This is a genomic window from Ligilactobacillus animalis KCTC 3501 = DSM 20602, assembly GCF_001434535.1.
Taxonomy (GTDB): domain Bacteria; phylum Bacillota; class Bacilli; order Lactobacillales; family Lactobacillaceae; genus Ligilactobacillus; species Ligilactobacillus animalis.
The window spans coordinates 231,571-250,262 of record NZ_AYYW01000025.1 but is presented as its reverse complement, the minus strand read 5'-3'; the positions used below and the strand labels follow the sequence as shown (position 1 = coordinate 250,262).

The following is an 18,692-nucleotide window of genomic DNA, read 5'->3' as shown; positions in this document are numbered from 1 at the left end:
CACAATAGAATAATGATCTCAACGCCTTAGCATTATCGTGCATTACTTTAAGCCACCTAGCCCGTGCGATCAAAAGATAAAGGACTGATAAACATGGCTAAGATTGTTGAGTATTCAAATTCAAAAGGAAAGCTGTATCGCTTTCGTGTGTATGCAGGTATCGACGAAACAACGGGCAAAAAGAAATATATCAAGCGATCAGGCTTTAAAACCAAGGCGCAAGCAAAAAAAGAGCTGGTCAAGTTAGAATATGAGATCGCTAACGGTGGCCACTTTAAACCTGTGGAAGTTCGGAAGTTCCGGGATGTGTACGATCTTTGGATAGAGCAGTACCGCTTGACTGTCAAAGAGTCCACTTTTTACATGGTGCAGAGCTATTTTAAAAGTCGGATCCTACCAACGCTTGGGGCGTATAACATTGACGATCTAACGTTAGCAACGTGCCAGCGTGCTGTAAACCAATGGTATAAGACACGTCCGGCAACGTTTAATATTCTAGTGGTGTACGCTTCTAAGGTCGTTGAATATGCTATCAAGTTGGATCTAACCAACATCAACAACTTTAAGCGGGTGACTAAGCCACGGCGTAAGCGTAAAAGCAACGATCATAATTTTTTAGATGCAGATCAATTAAAGAAGTTCCTATCGTTGGCAGAAAAAAAGAGCCTATTACGTTATACGACGTTTAGGCTGCTTGCTTATAGTGGCATGCGGATCGGTGAGCTGTTAGCTTTGACGTGGGACGATGTCAACTTTGCAGATAATACGATCGATGTAAATAAGACCGTATCCATGGACGCCAAGGGATATAAAAATACGCAATCACCTAAAACAAGGGGCAGTAAGCGCCTGTTAGATATGGACGTGGAAACAATGCAGATCTTAAAGCGTTGGAAAGTCCAGCAAGCCAGTTACTTGTTAAAACGTGGGATCAATGCACTAGCAAAAAGCCAAGCGGTATTTACTAACCCACAAAATGAGCCCGTAACGTCTGTAACTGTTAGAACGTGGTGCAATGGCTTTTTAAAAGCTGGCAACTTGCCACATATCACGTTACACGGTTTTAGACACACACACGCTACTTTGCTATTTTCTGCAGGCGCTAGCGTCAAGGAAGTACAAAATAGGCTAGGGCATAGCGACGTAACGACTACGCTTAATATCTATACCCACTTGACTCGGCAAGATCAAAAAGAGACTATCCAAAAACTCGTTCGCTTTCTTGGGTAGTTTTACAATGATAAAGGGGGGAGACCCAAAAGAGACCCAAGGAAGTACTAGGGGTCCAAAAAACATTAGTATCAAGGCATTAGAAAAAACCTTTCTAAAAAGCTTGATTTTAGTAGAATAAATGAATAGTATTATAATTAGATAAATTTGTTTTGGAGGATGCTATGTCTGAAAACTATAATAGTTCAAAGATCAAAATTTTTGCTTTGAACTCAAACAAGCCTTTGGCTGAAAAAATTGCTGCTGCTGTTGGCGTACCTTTGGGAAAGACCTCTGTTGACCGTTTTAGTGATGGTGAAATTCGCATCAACATCGAAGAATCAATTCGTGGAGATGAAATTTTTATCATCCAATCGACTTCAGCACCGGTCAATGACAATTTGATGGAACTTTTGATTATGATCGATGCCTTGCGTCGTGCAAGTGCGGCTACGATCAATGTTGTTATTCCGTATTACGGCTATGCTCGTCAAGATCGTAAAGCTCGTTCACGTGAACCGATCACAGCCAAGTTAGTTGCAGATATGGTTGAAAAAGCTGGGGCAGACCGCGCGATCATGTTAGACTTGCACGCTGCTCAAATTCAAGGCTTCTTCGATATTCCAGTTGACCACTTGATGGGTGCTCCATTGTTGGCTGACTACTTCTTGACTCAAGGTTTGGATAAAGATGCTGTTGTTGTTTCACCTGACCATGGTGGGGTGACACGTGCACGTAAGTTAGCTGAATTCTTGAAAGCACCGATCGCAATTATCGATAAACGTCGTCCGCGTGCCAATGTTGCTGAGATCATGAACATCATTGGTTCAGTTGATGGCAAACGTTGTATCTTGATCGATGATATGATCGATACAGCTGGTACGATCACTTTAGCTGCTCAAGCATTGATGGATGCAGGTGCGATCGAAGTTTATGCTTCCGCAACTCACCCAGTCTTGTCAGGTCCAGCGATCGAACGGATCGAAAAATCACCGATCAAGCAATTGGTAGTGACAGACTCTATCCAACTTCCAGAAGAAAAACAGATCGATAAGTTAGTTCAAGTTTCAGTTGGGCCACTTATCGGGGATGCGATCAAGCGGATCCACGAAAACAAACCGGTCAGTCCATTATTTACGACTCGTTTCCGGAGAAAATAGCTCAAACTAATTAGGAGAAAGCAACCTAGCTCGGCTAGATGCTTTCTCCTATTTTTTGTATCAAGAAAACAGTTTTTATTTTAGTCGCTTCACGACAGAAAACTCTTTAGCTTTAGCGTGTTCTTCGGCGATCGCAGCTGCTTCGTCAAAGATAAAATACGGCTTGCCATCTTTTTCTTGGGCGATCAAGACTGGTTTAGCAGCCTTGTGGTGATAGATCTGTGCAGCAACATAGGCATTTTCAAAGTCAAAATCACTAGCGATCGAGTCACCAGGATTAAAGAAGATATTTTCACTCATAAAATTCACGCCTTTCATATGGTTTCAACTACAAATCAATTGTAGCACTAATTTATCTCAGTGCGTAGAAAAACGGTAGCTATACGAGTTGACATAGTTTAAATACTGACCTACTCTGATAGTAACAGGGGGGTAGGAAATGCAAGCAACACAGACGCTAAGTAAGACGCAATTATTAGTCTACTTTATTTTTTCGATCTTTTTAAATAGCTTAGGCAATGCTTTGACTGTTGCGATCAATTTAGGGAGTGCCCTATGGACCGCAGCGGCTGTCAATCTTTCCAAAGTCATGCCGATCACGTTGAGTGCAATGTTGATCTTATCAGGGATCATTGTGATCGTGACTAACATCATCATTTTGAGGCGGTTTGATCTCAAACGAGTTTTGGGCAATTTGCTCTTTATGGTGCCATTTTCGTGGTTAGTAGGCGTTTTTGAAGTCCAATTACTGAAATTACACATCACGCAACTCCCACTGTGGATGCAAGTGATACTGGATTGTTTGGGCGTTGTCTTGATCGCAGTCGCAATTTCGATCTATCAGCGAGTCAATTGGATGCTTCATCCAGTCGATGACTTGATGCAGATCGTGCGGTTCAAATATCTACATGGTAATGCGACGGTAGCTCAATTGATCGTTTTTACACCACCGATCGTGGCGATCGTGATCTCGCTAGTAGTGACGCATCAGCTATATGCGATAAATATTGGCACACTTTTTGCTTTGACTTTTCAAGGCACGATAGTCGGGATAGCCGACAAAGTTGTTTTTCCAAATCTTAAACACCAAAATTTAGCAACGAAGCTTTGAGTTTTTGGTGCAGTAATATGTTACAATAGAAATTATAACTTAAAGAATGCGAGGAAATATCATTGATCACAGTAAGCGATGTAAGTTTGAACTTCTCAGGACGTTTGCTCTATGATGACGTCAATTTAAAATTTACACCAGGTAACTGTTATGGCGTTATCGGGGCCAATGGTGCTGGTAAGTCGACTTTCCTAAAACTATTAGAAGGTAAATTGACACCAACGACAGGGACGATCACGACTGGACCAAATGAACGGATCTCTAGTTTGAACCAAAATCACTTTGGTTTTGAAGAATTTGAAGTGCTTGAGACCGTGATCCAAGGCCATAAGAAACTCTATGATATCATGAAAGAAAAAGATGCTTTGTATGCCAAAGCTGATTTTACTGAAGAAGATGGGTTAAAGGCAGCCGATCTAGAAGCGCAGTTTGCCGAAATGGACGGTTGGAATGCGGAAGCAGATGCCTCTCAATTGTTACAATCAGTTGGGATCCCAGAAAGCATGCACACCCAAAAGATGAGTGAATTATCGGAAAGTGAAAAGGTCAAGGTATTGTTAGCTCAAGCACTTTTCGGTGAACCAGACATCTTATTACTCGACGAACCAACGAACGGTCTAGATGTGCAAACGATCAGCTGGTTGGAGGATTTCTTGGCCGATTATCCTAAGATCGTGATCGTTGTTTCACACGACCGCCACTTCTTGAACCAAGTCTGCACGGAAATGTGTGATGTTGATTTTGGTAAGATCAAGCTTTATGTGGGTAACTACGATTTTTGGTTGGAATCAAGCCAATTAGCTGCTAAATTGCAAGCCAATGCGAATGCCAAAAAAGAAGAAAAGATCAAAGAGTTACAAGAATTTATCGCTCGTTTCTCGGCTAATGCTTCTAAGTCTAAACAAGCTACTTCACGTAAGAAACAGTTAGAAAAGATCACGTTAGATGACATCAAGCCATCTTCACGGAAGTATCCGTTCGTTAAATTTGAGATGCAACGTGAATTGGGCAATGACTTGGTTCGGGTCGAAAATGTTTCCAAGACGATCGATGGGGTCAAGATCTTAGACAACGTCAGCTTTATGATCCGCCCGGGTGAAAAAGCAGCGATCATTTCGAGAAACGATTTGGCAACGACAACTTTGATGCAGATCTTAGCTGGTAAGTTGGAACCAGACACTGGTTCTGTAACTTGGGGGCAAACTGCGATCCCAAGTTATATGCCACGTGACTTGGATGCTAACTTCAACAATGATGAATTGTCGATCTTAGATTGGTTGCGCCAATATGCGGATAAGGAACAAAACGACAATACTTTCTTGCGCGGCTTTTTAGGTAAGATGCTCTTCTCAGGTGATGACATCGATAAGCAGATCAAGGTCTTATCTGGGGGCGAAAAAGTACGTTGTATGTTATCCAAGATGATGCTCGAAAAGGGGAATGTCTTATTATTAGATGACCCAACTAACCACTTGGATCTGGAATCGATCACTTCCTTAAACGATGCGTTGATCGACTTTAAGGGTTCGTTGATCTTCACTTCTCATGACCATCAATTTATCCAAACGATCGCTGACCATATCATCGAAGTATCAGGTAAGGGTGTAGTTGATCGCTTCGATACGACCTACGATGAGTTCTTGAGTCACGAAACAGTGCAAAAGCAAGTCGAAGAATTATATTAAAAAAACAGTTCAAATAACGCGGGACCGCTCAAGTACACAGCTTGGTCGGTCTCGCGTTATTTAGCTGGCTATTTCAATTTCTTTTTTAGATATTCGAGCCAATGAGGTAAAGCCTCACTTAGATCAGCATAGGTCGTTGAAAAATCGCCGGTATACCAGGGATCGGCAACGACATGATCTTCTTTGTCTGGAGTTAGTGAGTAGACTAATTTGACCTTATCAGCGGCTTTTTTATCAGGTGCCATTCGTTTAGCATCCCGCAGGTTATTTTTATCCATGACTAAGATAAGGTCAGCACTGTTAAAATCAGTTTCATCTAGTTGGCGGGCGATCATACCAGTGGCTGGTAGCCTGTGTTTGGCCAGTTCTTTGACCGTGCGACTATCAGGAAGCGATCCGAGCTCGTATGTGCTTGTAGCGGCCGAATCAACTTGGATCTGAGAACTCAGTCCAGCTGAAGAGATCATCTCTTTAAACATTGCTTCAGCCATCGGGGAGCGACAGATATTTCCCAGACAAACAAAAATAATCTTCATACTTATTACACCTTCCTAACTTTGATAACTTCACCAGAATTCAAGACTTGTCCGTTCTTTAAGACTAAGGCACCGTGGTCATTGATGTCGATCACTTGTGCTTCTAAGGTACCGGTCGGGCGTTGGATAGTGACATGTTTGCCGATCAATTCACAGTGAGCTCGGTATTCATCCATAAAAGAACCAGTCGTATAATTTTGGTAGATTTTGAAGAATTCATTTAGATAAATTGCGATGAAACGATTACGTGAGAGCCGATTTTTTTTGACATAGGGGGCTAAAGTTCCAACGCGCGCTTGAAGCTCAGGGGGAAAAGTTGAGATCTCGGTCAAAAAGTTGATCCCAGTCCCAACAACGACTTGGCTCAAACTTTGGGTCTCTAGATCAGCGATCCCTTCAGTTAGGATACCGCAGATCTTCTTATCATCGACTAAGACATCGTTGACCCATTTGATCGTGGGGGTTAGCGCCAGTGTTTTCTCTAAGGTGCGCGTGACCGCGATGGCAGTGGCCGTCGTAAGTAGACCAGGGTCAAAATCAGTGCTCTTGTTGGCTAAGAGGATACTGAGATAGATCCCTGTGTTTTTAGGTGAGATAAAATCTCGTTGATAGCGTCCATAGCCAGCTGTTTGGTGGTCGGCGATCACAACTAGTGGCGTTTGTAACGTAGTGTTTAATCCAAGTTCTTTGGCTTTGAGATTAGTCGAAGGAAGAGAGTCAAATACTTGGAGTTCTAGGTCTAAGTCTGAAGAAAGAGCCTGTAAGATCGCCGTTTGATTCAAAGTGTCACTATCGGTGTAGCGGTAGCCCACATGTGGTTTGCTGTCGATCTGATAGCCAGCTTCTTTTAGTTGTTTGATCGCTTTCCAGATCGCGGCTCGGGTGAGCTGTAAACGGTCAGCTAATTCTTGCCCAGAAAGATAAGTTTCACTTCTTGTCAATAACTCTAAAACACGTTCAGACGTTTTCATTGGGGCACATCCTTTTCAAAGTTTAGATATATTTTAACATGTTAGAGGCTAAGTTGTGATATGGTTAAATAAACTGATTTTTGGAGGGACTAAAATGAAAGTCAACACCAAAACATGGCTCAAGCTAGCCTTGATCTTGGTCAGTTGCCTATGTTTATATTTGTTTTTGCGCAATGATGCTTTTTTATATCAACAACCGATCGGAAAAGTGGTCGCTGTTAAGCAAGCTGCACCGGAAAAAACGACCGATGTGTATAATAACAGCGATGAGACGACCCAGCAGACCTTGACGTTAGAGATATTGAATGGTAAATACCGCGGGCAAAGTTTTAAAGTCAACAATACTTATTCAAGATCAGGTGGACTTGATCAAAAATATCATCTAGGGCAACAAATATTTGTCAATATCCATGAACATCGTGGACAAAAAGACATCGTGATCTCACACTATAAACGTGATGTCTATTTGATAATGCTGAGTTGGGCAGTCGTAGTCTTACTGTATTTAACGATGCAGTTTCAAGGGATACGTTCGTTGTTGAGCGTGATCTTAAATTTCGTCTTGTTTTTATTGATAGTTCAAGTAGATGTCTTCTTGAATCTGACGAACTTCTTTTGGCTTTTTGCAATAGCGGCCTTGCTTTTTACCGCATTATCCCTGGCGTTAGTGATCGGGCTAAACAAGCAATTTAGCGTGACTTTTTTGGCGATCTTTCTTGGGACGACTAGTGCGTTAGTCATTGGCTGTTTAGTTCTGTATTTTACTAAGAGTAAAGGCGTGCACTATGAAGCTTTAGATTTTGCGACCCAATCACCTAAGCAACTTTTCTTAGCGGCGACAGTGATCGGTTTGTTAGGAGCAGTTATGGATGCGGCGACTGATATCGTTTCAACACTTTTTGAGATGAAACGCAGCCAACCCGAATTGACGAAACAACAATTATTTAAATCGGGTCAAGTGATCGGACGTTCGGTCATGGGACCACTAGTCAATGTTTTGTTGCTGATCTTTTTTGCAGAAACGTTTGCGATGTCGGTCTTATATTTCAAGACGGGTAACAGTATCGCTTATACGTTTGAGTGGACCATGGCTTTAGGGATCGTCCAAGCGTTGATCAGTGGGATCGGGATCGTTTTGACTGTTCCGTTAGCTAGTTTTTTAAGTGCCCAGTTTTTAGGGGGGAAGTAAAATGTCGGCAATTAGTATTTTAACGCTTATTTTAGCAGGTTTGATGTTACTTGTTGGTGGTAAAGCTGGTCTAACTGCATTTTTTAGTGCCGTATTCAACTTTGTCATTTTGTTTATAACAGTCATCTTGATCACGGGTGGTTTGCCTCCAGTCTGGGTCGCCTTTTTTGCGGGAGTTTGTATCCTAGCGATCACGATCTATATGGGAAATAAGGATGAAAAAACGGCCAATATTGCTTTTAAGGCGACGTTGATCGTGTTGATCGTGATGCTGATCTTGATCATTCCGCTGGATCATTTCGCTCAGATCAAGGGTTTTGCTAACGAGCAATCCGAAGAGATCGAGGCGTTTGATCTTTTGGTCGGAGTCAATTTCGAGCAGTTGATCATTGCCACAACAGTCTTGAGTACTTTAGGGGCAATTGCAGAAGCTGCGATCGCGGTCGCAAGTGGGTTAAATGAATTGATCGAACAAAGACCGACGATCACTTTACCCGAGGTCTTCAAAAGTGGTAAAACGATCGGCTTTCAGATCATGGGGATGACGTTTAATACGTTATTTTTTGGAATGTTTGGCAGTGATCTAGCGCTATTTATTTTGTTGTACAAATTAGAGGCAGGCTTTAGTTATTACTTAAATTCCAAGATCTTTGTCAAAGAATGCTTAGCGGTACTTTGTTCAGCAATCGCTGTGATCTTGGTGATCTGGATCACAACGTATTTGGTCGGGAAAAAGCTCAATGAAAAACGAGCCCAGATCGATAAATAAGTGCGCAAAATGGTATAATGTAACTGTAAGATCATTATGCTGTTTGTTTAAAGCGGAAAGGAAAAGCTATTTTTTAATAGTCGGCTGATAGTTATGAAAAAACAAAGAATATTAACGTTGGGCTGTTTGCTTTTTAGTGTGCTATTTATCTTGAGTGCCTGTTCGAATCGTCAAACAGAGACTAAGACTAGCGAAAGCACTAGTCAAACAGTTCAAGCCAAAGTCAATGAACGCTATCAAGATGCACTTTCATATTTGGAATCAGGTGAAAATAAGCAAGCTTATGATGAGTTGAATAAGATCAAAAATATCAAGCAGGCCCCAGCACGTGTGCGGGAATTAAAAGCTGATCTTGCTTCGCTCTTGGCAGCTAAAAAGGCTGTGACCGCAGCTAAGTTGACCGAAGCGGAGAAATACTTAGCTCAATTAGAGAAAGTTGAATCACCGACAGCTTTAGTCAAACAAGTCAATGAACTTGAAAAAGAATATCAAGCCGTAAAGTTGGCTAAACATTATGCCGATGAAGTTGAACAATACTATCAAGCTGGTGCTTATCAAGCAGCGGGCGGTAGTTTACAAGCGTTAGATTCGCTTTCTAGTAAGTATCAAGCTGTGGCGATGTTACAAGAAAAAGAAGGTGGCTATAAAGCCAAGATCGCTTCAGCACAAGCGACGACTAGCTCTGAACAAAGTAGTACCGCTACTAGTACAAGTGAGGTAACTACTTCAAATAACGCAACGTCTAAGGCTGGATACACTAACGCCCGGAGCTCGAAGTTACTGAGTTCAGAGTATAAAAAAGAAACTGGTAGCGAGATCGCCAGTGCTCCAAGTGAGGCTGTCTCCTCAATGTCAGCTAAGATGAGCAACCAAGATGTCTTGAGTGCTTTTCGTAAGGCGACTGCGATCCCACAAGAAGCCGGTGACCAATATTATGTTCAAGACCTCGGTAATGGTCACTACCAGATCGAGATCAGACATACCAGTCCAAGCGATCCGCAAGTTTCCAATTTGAAAGGTATGTATCAATTTGACCTGACCAGTGGAGTGGCACAAAAGTTAAATGAAGTCAGTGGACAGTACGAAAAACTTAATTAATAAATAATGGGTGAGAAAAGAGAATGCAATTTGTCAAAGAAAACATTTGGCTCAAAGGTGATCTAGTGATCGCAGGGATCGTGTTGCTTTTAACGATCATTGGGCGTTTGACTAGCAACCATATTTTAGTTTCAGATATTTTATTTATGAGTGGATTAGCGTTATTGTGTTTAATGATGTTTGACATTTTACTACACGCTAACTTGTTGGCTGGTTGGTTCCAACGCCAACGCAAGGGTGAAAGTGATGAAGAATTTGCCAAACGCAAGATCGACATCAAGCGGGTAGCTTCAGAGAAGAAAAATGCACCGATCCATTTTAAAAAGTTTAGCTTCAATTGCTTGCTTTTAGGGAGTTTTATGATAATTTTAGCTGTCATTGTGACACTATAACCAATGAAGGCCCCATCATGATGTTTTGCATCACGATGGGGCCTTCGTTATCCACTGGCCACTGCATTAGATGAGCCGGTCATTTTTAATGTGCTCTGAAAATTCTTGATAGTAAGGTTGGAAGACTTCTTGTTGGTCTTCAGGAGTACCTAACATTTGTTTTGGAAAGAAGAAACGTTCGTCACCCAGTTCTTTATCAGTCACAGCCTTGACTAGAGGTGAGACCTCGGATAGTTCTTCTAGGTCGCCATTTGGCTGGATCAAATTGATCTTAGCTTTAGAATCATAAAGCGCATAGGGTAAGTTGAAACTATCATTAGTTGCAGTGTAGTAATTAGCGTCATAGCCTGAATTGGTCACGAGTGAGGCTAATTTTGGTAATAGATCAGCTTGTTCTTCTGTGACGCGCACTGATTTTAAAGGCTGACGATCTAAGAAACGTTGGGCTAAGTCACTTAGGATCGGATCTTTGGCAGTCCGCCAGTTTTCAAAGCAAGTATTTAAGATCCCATCGTCAAGGCGCAAGTAATCGGCTAGTGTAAAATCTTTTTCGAAGAAAGGCTGTAAAAACTCGGCGGCAAAATCTTTTGGTAATTTACCAGCTAAATAGAGGTCTTTAGCTCGCTTGAGCAAATGGCCCAGAATAACTTCCATTGAGCGGGAAACGGGATGGAAATAGACTTGTTGATACATTTGAAGGCGACTGATGATGTAATCTTCGACTGCATGCATCCCGCTGTATTCAAAGACGATCCCATTTTTACTTGGGCGCATGACGCGTAAGATCCGCGTCAGATCAAATGTTCCATAGTTAGCCCCAGTGAAATACGAATCGCGTAAAAGATAATCCATCCGGTCAGCGTCGATCTGACTAGAGATCATTTGCACGACTTGGAGATTGGGGTAAGTCTTAGCGATCACGCTGGCAACTTTTTCGGGAAAGTCAGGTGCGACTTGTTTTAAGACCGCATTGATCTGGGTATTTTCTGATGTGATGATCGTGCGGGTCATTTCTTCATGGTCGGTTTCAAAAATATGTTCAAAAGTATGTGAGTAAGCGCCATGTCCTACATCGTGTAGAAGTGCAGCGCATAATGCTACTAAGCGCTCGTTATCATCCCAACCACCATCACCCGATATTTTAGTGGCGTAGTTTCGTGCAAATAGATCACAGATCCGACGGGTGATCTCGTAAACACCGACCGAGTGTGTAAAGCGGGAATGCTCGGCACTATGGAAGGTGTAATTGGTCGTTCCCAGTTGTTTGATCCGACGCAAACGTTGGAACTCGCGGGTGTTGATCAGGTCGAGAATGACTTGGTGTTTGATATAGATATAGTCATGGATCGGGTCGCGCAAGACTTTTTCTAACGGCAACATTTTTGAGGTATAGCGAGTTGTGATTTTAAAGCCCCCTTCGTAATAATTATTGTTATAATAAGTATATACGTTGAGTGATCAATTGTACATGTTTAGAAATGGGGTAGAGCGTTTTGACAATGCAAGTACCAGTGGAAATAAAATTAAAAACGGTCCAAACTCAGGCGGGTGAGATCGAAAAATTTGAATTGCTCGAACAGGGTGAGTTGACGCGTAAGGGAGAAACGGTATATTTGCGGTATACCGAGGCTAAAGCTGGCGCCCAAACGATTTTAAAGATCAAGCCAGCTGAATTATTGCTGACTAGACACCAAAAGGAGTTAGCTTTGCAATTAAATTTAGCTGAGGGTCAGCAAACCAATGCTAAGTATAAGACAGCTTATGGGATCATTCCGTTGGCGGTCAAGTGTACGACTTACAGATATGAACAGCTTGCTGAAACTAGCGGTGAGTTAAAGGTGGAATATCTCTTATATTCGGGTGAAGAATTATTGGGAGAATACAAATTAGAATTGCAATTCAAGGCTTAATATTGTAAGATGAAGAGTAAACTGTGGAAAGGACGTGTACCAGTTTGGAGCTAGAAAAATTCAAAGATGCTAACCGCAATGAATTATCAATGGTCGAAGTTGCACACGCAATTTTAAGTCAAAAAGGTGATGTGATGGCCTTTGCTGACTTAACAAATGCAATTCAAGAATATCTTGGTAAGAGCGACCAAGAGATCCGTGACCGTTTAGCGCAATTTTATACAGATTTAAATGTTGATGGCAGCTTCATCTCTTTAGGGGATAATCTTTGGGGCTTACGCTCATGGTATCCATTTGAATCGATCGACGAAGCACTCGTTCACTCTGAAGACGAAGAAGAAACTCGTCCACGCAAGAAGCGTAAGAAAGTCAATGCTTTCTTGGCTGATGCGACTGACGATGATGACGTGATCGATTACAATGATGATGATCCAGAAGATGTCGATCTAGATGATGATTATGACGATGACGACGATGATGATGAAGATCGCGAATTAAAAGCTTATAGCAAAGATCTAAGCGATATCGACGATCCAGAAGATGAAGAAGATGATCTTCCAGATGGGATCGAAGGTCAGTTGACTGAATTATCAGATGCTGATTTAGAAGATTAATAATTTTGTGCTTGACGTCAAGCAGTGTTTTATGTAAAATTCAATATGGGCGCTTCACTTATAGGTGAAGTCAGACGTACGGCAAGGCAAGCTCCCTATTCTAAGAGATGAATAGGGAGCTTGTTATTTTTGTTAGTTCTACCCTGATAAATTAAATTAAAGGAGCATTTAATAATGACCAAGTATATTTTTGTTACGGGCGGCGTTGTTTCATCTCTAGGCAAAGGTATTGTTGCCGCTTCACTAGGCCGTTTATTGAAAAACCGCGGATTAAAAGTTACGATCCAAAAATTCGATCCATACATCAACGTTGACCCAGGGACGATGAGCCCCTATCAACACGGTGAAGTTTTCGTGACCGATGATGGCACAGAGACTGATTTGGATCTCGGTCACTATGAACGCTTCATTGATATCAATTTGAACAAATACTCAAACGTTACAACTGGTAAGATCTACTCAGAAGTTTTGAAAAAAGAACGTCGTGGTGATTACTTAGGCGCAACGGTCCAAGTTATCCCACATATCACAAATATGATCAAAGAAAAGATCATGCGTGCTGGTACGATCACCGATGCAGATGTTGTTATCACAGAAGTTGGGGGAACAGTAGGGGATATCGAATCACTTCCGTTCCTTGAAGCATTGCGTCAAATGAAGTCTGAAGTTGGGAGTGAAAATGTAGTTTACATCCACACGACTTTAGTACCATACTTGAATGCAGCTGGTGAAATGAAGACCAAGCCAACACAACACAGTGTAAAGGAATTACGTGGCTTAGGTATCCAACCAAATATCTTGGTCGTTCGGACAGAAAAACCAATTTCTCAAAGTATGCGTGACAAGATCGCTAACTTCTGTGACGTAGAACCAGAAGCTGTGATCGAATCAATGGACGTAGATACACTTTATCAGATCCCATTGAACCTCCAAGCACAACACATGGATGATATCGTATGTAAGAAGTTGCATCTTGAAACACCAGAAGCTGACATGACTGATTGGAGTAAGTTAGCTGATAAGGTACGTAACTTAAATGGTGAAGTTAAGATCGCTTTAGTTGGTAAGTATGTTCAATTACCAGATGCATATATCTCAGTCAACGAAGCCTTGCGTCATGCAGGTTATGCGATCGATTCTAAGATCAAGATCGATTACTTTGATTCAGAAAAATTGACTGCTGAAAATGTAGCCGAACAATTAGGTAGCTATGATGGGATCATCGTGCCAGGTGGCTTTGGTGACCGTGGCCTTGAAGGTATGATCCAATCGATCCGCTATGCTCGTGAAAATGACGTGCCATTCTTAGGTATCTGCTTAGGGATGCAAATGGCATGTATTGAATTTGCCCGCGATGTGTGTGGTCTTGAAGATAGCAACACAGCAGAAGTTGATCCTAATGCTAAGAATAAGATCATCGATCTAATGGCTGATCAAGCTGAAATTCAAGATATGGGTGGTACACAACGGCTAGGTCTTTACCCATGTAAATTAAAACCGGGTACAAAGACAGCCGAAGCTTATGGTAACCAAGACGTGATCCAACAACGTCACCGTCATCGTTATGAATTTAACAACCAATACCGTGAGATCATGGCTGAAAAAGGCTTAGTCTTTGCCGGTACTTCACCAAACAACCATTTAGTCGAAGTTGTGGAAATTCCAGAAAACAAATTCTTTGTGGCTGCGCAATACCACCCAGAATTCTTATCCCGTCCACAACGTCCAGAAGGTTTATTTGCTGCTTTCGTAGCTGCAGCTGCTGGAAAATAGACCATTTAAAAGCACTTCAATTTGAGGTGCTTTTTTTAATAGCTATAATTATTGAGTTGTAGTTAACAGCGATAAGTAGTAGGATCAGCGTAAAATGACTAAGTGAGAAGGTTAGTGATGGCTAAAAAATGGTCAATATTTTTACTTATTGCAACAATGATCAGTGTGCTAAGTGGGTGTGGGAACAGCTCCGCACCTAAAAGAGAGCAGCATACTTCGAGATCTGAAAAAGTATTTAAGAGTGAGCCGGAAGATACTTCAAAAGAAAAAAGGATAATAAAACTATACGCTCAAAGAGGGATAAAAGTCGATATAAGTCCATTTAAAGCGGGCTATCAAGTGATACCGAGGGATGGTTCGCTATTGGGAAATTTACGAAATAATGATAAAGATGGCTATATCCAAAACCAACTCGTTCCAATTTCAAAAATTATCAGCCAAGAAAGTAACGCTAAGATCTACCTTAAAGCAAATGATCCGAATAATGTGCTGTTAGCGGTATGTAATAACGGGGAAATTGAATATACGCTGCTCAGGTGAGCTGATTTTTAGCATTGTGATTTGAAATATATTTCGAATTGCAATGCTGTTTTAGTGTAATTTAAAAATTAGCTAAGATATTTCACTGATAAAGCACTAATTTACATTGAAACCTTAGCTTTTATCCTGTAAAATTCAATATGGCGCATTGTTTACTGTTTAATGATCTGCGCAGACTATTTGATGATGATTCGAAAAGATATATATTTATTTAATTGATTTAGTGAGGAATTTAACAAAATGAAAAAAATGATTGTCAAGGGTTCGCAAAAATTGTCAGGAGAAGTGACGATCGGCGGGGCCAAAAATAGTACTGTAGCTCTTATTCCAGCTTCCATTTTAGCTGATACACCTGTTGAATTTGATTCTGTTCCTGATATTTTAGATGTGCACAACTTAATGTTGATTTTAAAATCAATGAACGTAAAATCATTTTATAACCGAGGAAAACTTACCGTTGATCCAACAACGATCGAATCCACTCCACTTCCCGGTGGAGCTATTCGCAGTTTGCGAGCTTCTTATTATTTTATGGGTGCTTTGCTTGGTAAATTCGGTAAAGCTGTCGTAGGTTTCCCCGGTGGTGATAATATCGGGCCACGTCCGATCGACCAACATATCAAGGGCTTTAAAGCTTTGGGCGCTAAAGTCGTTGAAAAAGATGATACGGTTTATATCACGACTGGTCCAGAAGGCTTACAAGGTGCCCGGATCTTCTTTGATCTAGTTTCGGTCGGTGCGACGATCAATGTTTTATTAGCTGCGGTCAAAGCTAAAGGGACAACGATCATGGAAAATGTTGCACGTGAGCCAGAGATCGTTGATCTAGCAACATTTTTAAATAACATGGGGGCTAAGATCCGTGGGGCTGGAACGGATGTGATCCGCGTACAGGGTGTTGACAGCTTAAAAGCGCAAAACATTCACACGATCATTCCCGATCGGATCGAAGCGGGAACATATTTGTCATTTGCAGCTGCAAACGGTGAAGGGGTCTTGGTGAAAAATGTGATCACGGAACATTTGGATCCTTTTATCGCTAAGATGCAAGAAATGGGCGTGACCCTTGAGATCGATGAAGATAAGATCTATGTTCCTGGGGGCGACCTTCTAGCCCCAGTTAGCGTCAAAACCGCACCTTTCCCAGGCTTAGCCACTGATCTACAGCAACCCTTGACTCCACTTTTAATGAAAGCTAAGGGCAGTTCAACGATTATTGATACCCTTTATCCACAAAGAACTAAGCATATTCCTGAAATGCAAAAAATGGGTGCTAAGATCTCCAGTCAAGATGGTGTGATCACGATCGGTCACGCTAAGAAGTTGATCGGTACAACGGTAGAAGCTGGCGAGATCAGAGCCGGCGTATCATTGTTAGGTTTGGCTTTAATGGCAGATGGTACAACAACGATCACCAAGGCGGACAACATTTTACGTGGGTATGATCGGATCGTTGAAAAATTCCGCGGGTTAAATGTTGATCTGAAAGTTATCACTGAGAGTGAAACACTAGATTTTTAAAATAATTACGATAGAGGCGATCGCATGTCAGAAATGCAAACTTTAGAAGACTTACAAAAAAAGACGTTAAAAGAATTATATGAGTACGCACGTAAGTATAAGATCAAATACTACAGCCAGATGAATAAAAAAGAACTTTCCTTGGCTGTTATCCGTGCTCAAGCAGAAGAATCAAGTTTTGTCATGAAGGGCGTCTTAGAGATCTTTTATGATGAAGGTGGCTACGGCTTTTTACGTCCATTGAATTATAGTCAATCCAAAGAAGATATTTATGTCTCGGCTTCTCAGATCAAGCGCTTTGGCTTGCGTAACGGCGATGAGGTCGTAGGTAAAGTCCGACCTCCAAGACAAAATGTCGCTAACGACCGCTATGGAATGCTTTATATCGATTCTGTTAACGGAAAAAGTCCAGAAGAAGCCAAAGGTAGACCGCATTTTCCAGCGTTAACGGCAAAATATCCTGATCAACGTTTGATCTTAGAACATGATCCTAAAAAATTATCGACACGAATGATCGACCTATTTGCCCCGATCGGTTTTGGCCAACGGGGGCTGATCGTGGCACCACCTAAAGCGGGTAAGACTACCTTTTTAAAGGATATTGCGGCAGGGATCTCGAAAAATCATCCCGAAGCAAAGCTATTAGTCCTTCTGATCGATGAACGACCTGAAGAAGTGACCGATCTGGAAGAATATTTAGCGAAGATCAATCCAAATGGTGAGGTCGTCTACTCAACGTTTGATCAACGTCCAGAAAACCATGTGCATATTTCTGAGCTGGTCTTAGAAAGAGCGATGCGGTTAGTTGAAGACAAACAAGATGTCATCATCTTATTGGATTCGTTGACACGTTTAGCTCGAGCATATAATCTAGTCGTCCCAGCAAGCGGAAAGACCTTATCTGGTGGTCTTGATCCAACGGCACTGTATCGCCCTAAGAAGTTCTTTGGGGCTGCGCGGAATGTCAAAGAAGGTGGGAGCTTGACGATCTTGGCGACCGCTTTAGTTGATACTGGTAGTCGAATGGATGATATTATTTTTGAAGAGTTCAAGGGGACCGGTAACCAAGAACTGCAATTGAGCCGAACCTTAGCCGAACGTCGCATCTTCCCAGCGGTCGACTCGAAAAAATCAGGAACGCGTAAAGAAGAATTACTCCTTTCAGACGATGAATTGGAAGCAGTTTGGAAACTGCGCCGTGCGATGGGGGATGACACGCTAAAGGACACCGAACAGATCTTAAAGATCTTGCGCCAAACCAAAAATAATCAAGATTTTTGTATGCAGATCGATCAACTAGAACTTTCAAATAGTTCGACACAAAATCGCAAAAGATAATTGCAACGAAGTAAAATTCATGGTATCATGTTGTTTGTTGTATAACACGAAAATAACTCTGACCCAGCAAATGGATCAGGGCAAAGGAGCGAAATTAGAATGAAACAAGGAATCCATCCAGATTATCACAAAGTTGTTTTCATGGATTCAGCTACAGGTTACAAGTTCTTGTCTGGTTCAACAAAGACAACTGAAGAAACAATTGAATGGGAAGACGGTAACACATACCCATTGATTCGTGTGGAAATCTCCAGCGACTCACACCCATTCTACACAGGTAAGCAAAAATTCACACAAGCCGATGGTCGTGTGGATCGCTTCAACAAGAAATACGGTTTTACAAACTAATATATTTCATGAAAGCTACGGTCTTGACCGTGGCTTTTTTATTTTAAAGCAGTAACTGCGCTAAGTGTTGATGATGCAATTGCATTTGAGAAAACGTATCTAAGAATAATGCCTTACAATGCTCGGGGATCCCCAGCTCATACATCAATTTATCTGGACCAACTTCTAGATCGGTCGTCGCGTAGTAGTGACATAAAAGCAAGATGATCGCAAATCGATCGGCCTCTGCTTCAAAGTGTGAGATAAAACGACTATGGTTCATATATTGGAGCAATAGTGGTTTGATCCCTTTATGGAGCAAAATATGCCCTAGTTCATGTGCGACGACAAAACGTTGCGTAGTAGTGGCAAGGTGTTGGTTGAGATAGATCAATGAGACATCACAGTAAGTGGTTTTAAAGCCTAGAATATCGCCAAGATCAAAGTATAAGATCTCAATATCTAAGGTAGCACAGAGAATATAAGGATCAAAAGTCCGATCGTATCGTTTGAGAGTAATGACTTTTTCAAATAAGCGCTCCATTTTTA

20 protein-coding genes are annotated in these 18,692 nt (G+C 41.6%); 15 read left to right on the top strand and 5 right to left on the bottom strand.

Annotated features, from left to right (window positions below; all coding sequences use genetic code 11):
• Positions 1-93 precede the first annotated feature (93 nt).
• Together FC30_RS04930 and FC30_RS04925 are read left to right on the top strand one after the other, a co-directional pair.
• On the top strand, positions 94-1,230 hold the full coding sequence (locus tag FC30_RS04930; protein ID WP_010689674.1) for a site-specific integrase: 1,137 nt from the start codon (positions 94-96) through the stop codon (positions 1,228-1,230).
• 164 nt (positions 1,231-1,394) lie between these two features.
• Complete coding sequence (locus tag FC30_RS04925; RefSeq protein WP_010689673.1) at positions 1,395-2,369, top strand: ribose-phosphate diphosphokinase; 975 nt, start codon at positions 1,395-1,397, stop codon at positions 2,367-2,369.
• Between the two features lie 75 nt (positions 2,370-2,444).
• Here FC30_RS04925 and FC30_RS04920 read toward each other — a convergent pair whose 3' ends face one another.
• On the bottom strand, positions 2,445-2,669 hold the full coding sequence (locus FC30_RS04920; RefSeq protein WP_004048770.1) for a hypothetical protein: 225 nt from the start codon (positions 2,667-2,669) through the stop codon (positions 2,445-2,447).
• Positions 2,670-2,808: 139 nt separating this feature from the next.
• Between FC30_RS04920 and FC30_RS04915 the strand changes: the two genes are divergently transcribed.
• Complete coding sequence (locus tag FC30_RS04915) at positions 2,809-3,480, top strand: DUF6198 family protein (protein ID WP_010689672.1); 672 nt, start codon at positions 2,809-2,811, stop codon at positions 3,478-3,480.
• Between the two features lie 62 nt (positions 3,481-3,542).
• On the top strand, positions 3,543-5,165 hold the full coding sequence (locus FC30_RS04910) for an ABC-F family ATP-binding cassette domain-containing protein (RefSeq protein ID WP_010689671.1): 1,623 nt from the start codon (positions 3,543-3,545) through the stop codon (positions 5,163-5,165).
• Between the two features lie 68 nt (positions 5,166-5,233).
• Here FC30_RS04910 and FC30_RS04905 read toward each other — a convergent pair whose 3' ends face one another.
• Positions 5,234-5,701: a low molecular weight protein-tyrosine-phosphatase gene (locus FC30_RS04905; RefSeq protein WP_010689669.1), complete on the bottom strand. Its 468-nt coding sequence runs from the start codon at positions 5,699-5,701 to the stop codon at positions 5,234-5,236.
• Positions 5,702-5,706: 5 nt separating this feature from the next.
• Positions 5,707-6,672, bottom strand: a complete 966-nt coding sequence (locus FC30_RS04900) for a biotin--[acetyl-CoA-carboxylase] ligase (RefSeq protein WP_010689667.1) — start codon at positions 6,670-6,672, stop codon at positions 5,707-5,709.
• A gap of 94 nt (positions 6,673-6,766) precedes the next feature.
• On the opposite strand from FC30_RS04900, the gene FC30_RS04895 reads away from it, so the two are divergent.
• From FC30_RS04895 to FC30_RS04880, 4 genes are all read left to right on the top strand, one after another.
• Positions 6,767-7,861, top strand: coding sequence for a YibE/F family protein (locus FC30_RS04895; protein ID WP_010689665.1), 1,095 nt, complete (start codon positions 6,767-6,769; stop codon positions 7,859-7,861).
• Position 7,862: 1 nt separating this feature from the next.
• A complete protein-coding gene (locus FC30_RS04890) occupies positions 7,863-8,630 on the top strand; it encodes a YibE/F family protein (RefSeq protein ID WP_010689663.1) in 768 nt (255 codons plus the stop codon).
• Positions 8,631-8,723: 93 nt separating this feature from the next.
• On the top strand, positions 8,724-9,728 hold the full coding sequence (locus FC30_RS04885; RefSeq protein ID WP_050778949.1) for a hypothetical protein: 1,005 nt from the start codon (positions 8,724-8,726) through the stop codon (positions 9,726-9,728).
• A gap of 23 nt (positions 9,729-9,751) precedes the next feature.
• Entirely contained in the window at positions 9,752-10,120 is a 369-nt protein-coding gene (locus FC30_RS04880) for a DUF3899 domain-containing protein (protein WP_010689658.1), read from the top strand.
• Positions 10,121-10,186: 66 nt separating this feature from the next.
• Here the strand turns inward: FC30_RS04880 and FC30_RS04875 are convergent, their stop codons facing one another.
• The gene (locus FC30_RS04875; RefSeq protein ID WP_010689657.1) at positions 10,187-11,500 is read right to left on the bottom strand and encodes an HD domain-containing protein; all 1,314 of its coding nucleotides are present in this window, start codon (positions 11,498-11,500) and stop codon (positions 10,187-10,189) included.
• A 119-nt stretch (positions 11,501-11,619) separates the two neighbouring features.
• Between FC30_RS04875 and FC30_RS04870 the strand changes: the two genes are divergently transcribed.
• The 7 genes from FC30_RS04870 to FC30_RS04840 all read left to right on the top strand — a co-directional run bounded on the left by FC30_RS04870 (position 11,620) and on the right by FC30_RS04840 (position 18,164).
• Positions 11,620-12,030, top strand: a complete 411-nt coding sequence (locus tag FC30_RS04870; protein ID WP_010689656.1) for a YwiB family protein — start codon at positions 11,620-11,622, stop codon at positions 12,028-12,030.
• 44 nt (positions 12,031-12,074) lie between these two features.
• Positions 12,075-12,644 carry a DNA-directed RNA polymerase subunit delta gene (rpoE, locus tag FC30_RS04865; RefSeq protein ID WP_010689655.1) on the top strand — a complete coding sequence of 190 codons (570 nt, stop codon included), beginning with the start codon at positions 12,075-12,077 and terminating at the stop codon, positions 12,642-12,644.
• A 174-nt stretch (positions 12,645-12,818) separates the two neighbouring features.
• The gene (locus FC30_RS04860; protein WP_010689653.1) at positions 12,819-14,417 is read left to right on the top strand and encodes a CTP synthase; all 1,599 of its coding nucleotides are present in this window, start codon (positions 12,819-12,821) and stop codon (positions 14,415-14,417) included.
• 117 nt (positions 14,418-14,534) lie between these two features.
• Positions 14,535-14,957, top strand: a complete 423-nt coding sequence (locus FC30_RS04855; protein ID WP_010689651.1) for a hypothetical protein — start codon at positions 14,535-14,537, stop codon at positions 14,955-14,957.
• Positions 14,958-15,197: 240 nt separating this feature from the next.
• The gene (locus tag FC30_RS04850; protein ID WP_010689650.1) at positions 15,198-16,478 is read left to right on the top strand and encodes a UDP-N-acetylglucosamine 1-carboxyvinyltransferase; all 1,281 of its coding nucleotides are present in this window, start codon (positions 15,198-15,200) and stop codon (positions 16,476-16,478) included.
• 24 nt (positions 16,479-16,502) lie between these two features.
• Complete coding sequence (rho, locus tag FC30_RS04845) at positions 16,503-17,816, top strand: transcription termination factor Rho (RefSeq protein WP_010689648.1); 1,314 nt, start codon at positions 16,503-16,505, stop codon at positions 17,814-17,816.
• Between the two features lie 99 nt (positions 17,817-17,915).
• The gene (locus FC30_RS04840; protein WP_004049440.1) at positions 17,916-18,164 is read left to right on the top strand and encodes a type B 50S ribosomal protein L31; all 249 of its coding nucleotides are present in this window, start codon (positions 17,916-17,918) and stop codon (positions 18,162-18,164) included.
• A gap of 43 nt (positions 18,165-18,207) precedes the next feature.
• On the opposite strand, the gene FC30_RS04835 is transcribed toward FC30_RS04840, so the two are convergent.
• Complete coding sequence (locus FC30_RS04835) at positions 18,208-18,687, bottom strand: ImmA/IrrE family metallo-endopeptidase (RefSeq protein ID WP_010689644.1); 480 nt, start codon at positions 18,685-18,687, stop codon at positions 18,208-18,210.
• Between the last annotated feature and the right edge of the window lie 5 nt (positions 18,688-18,692).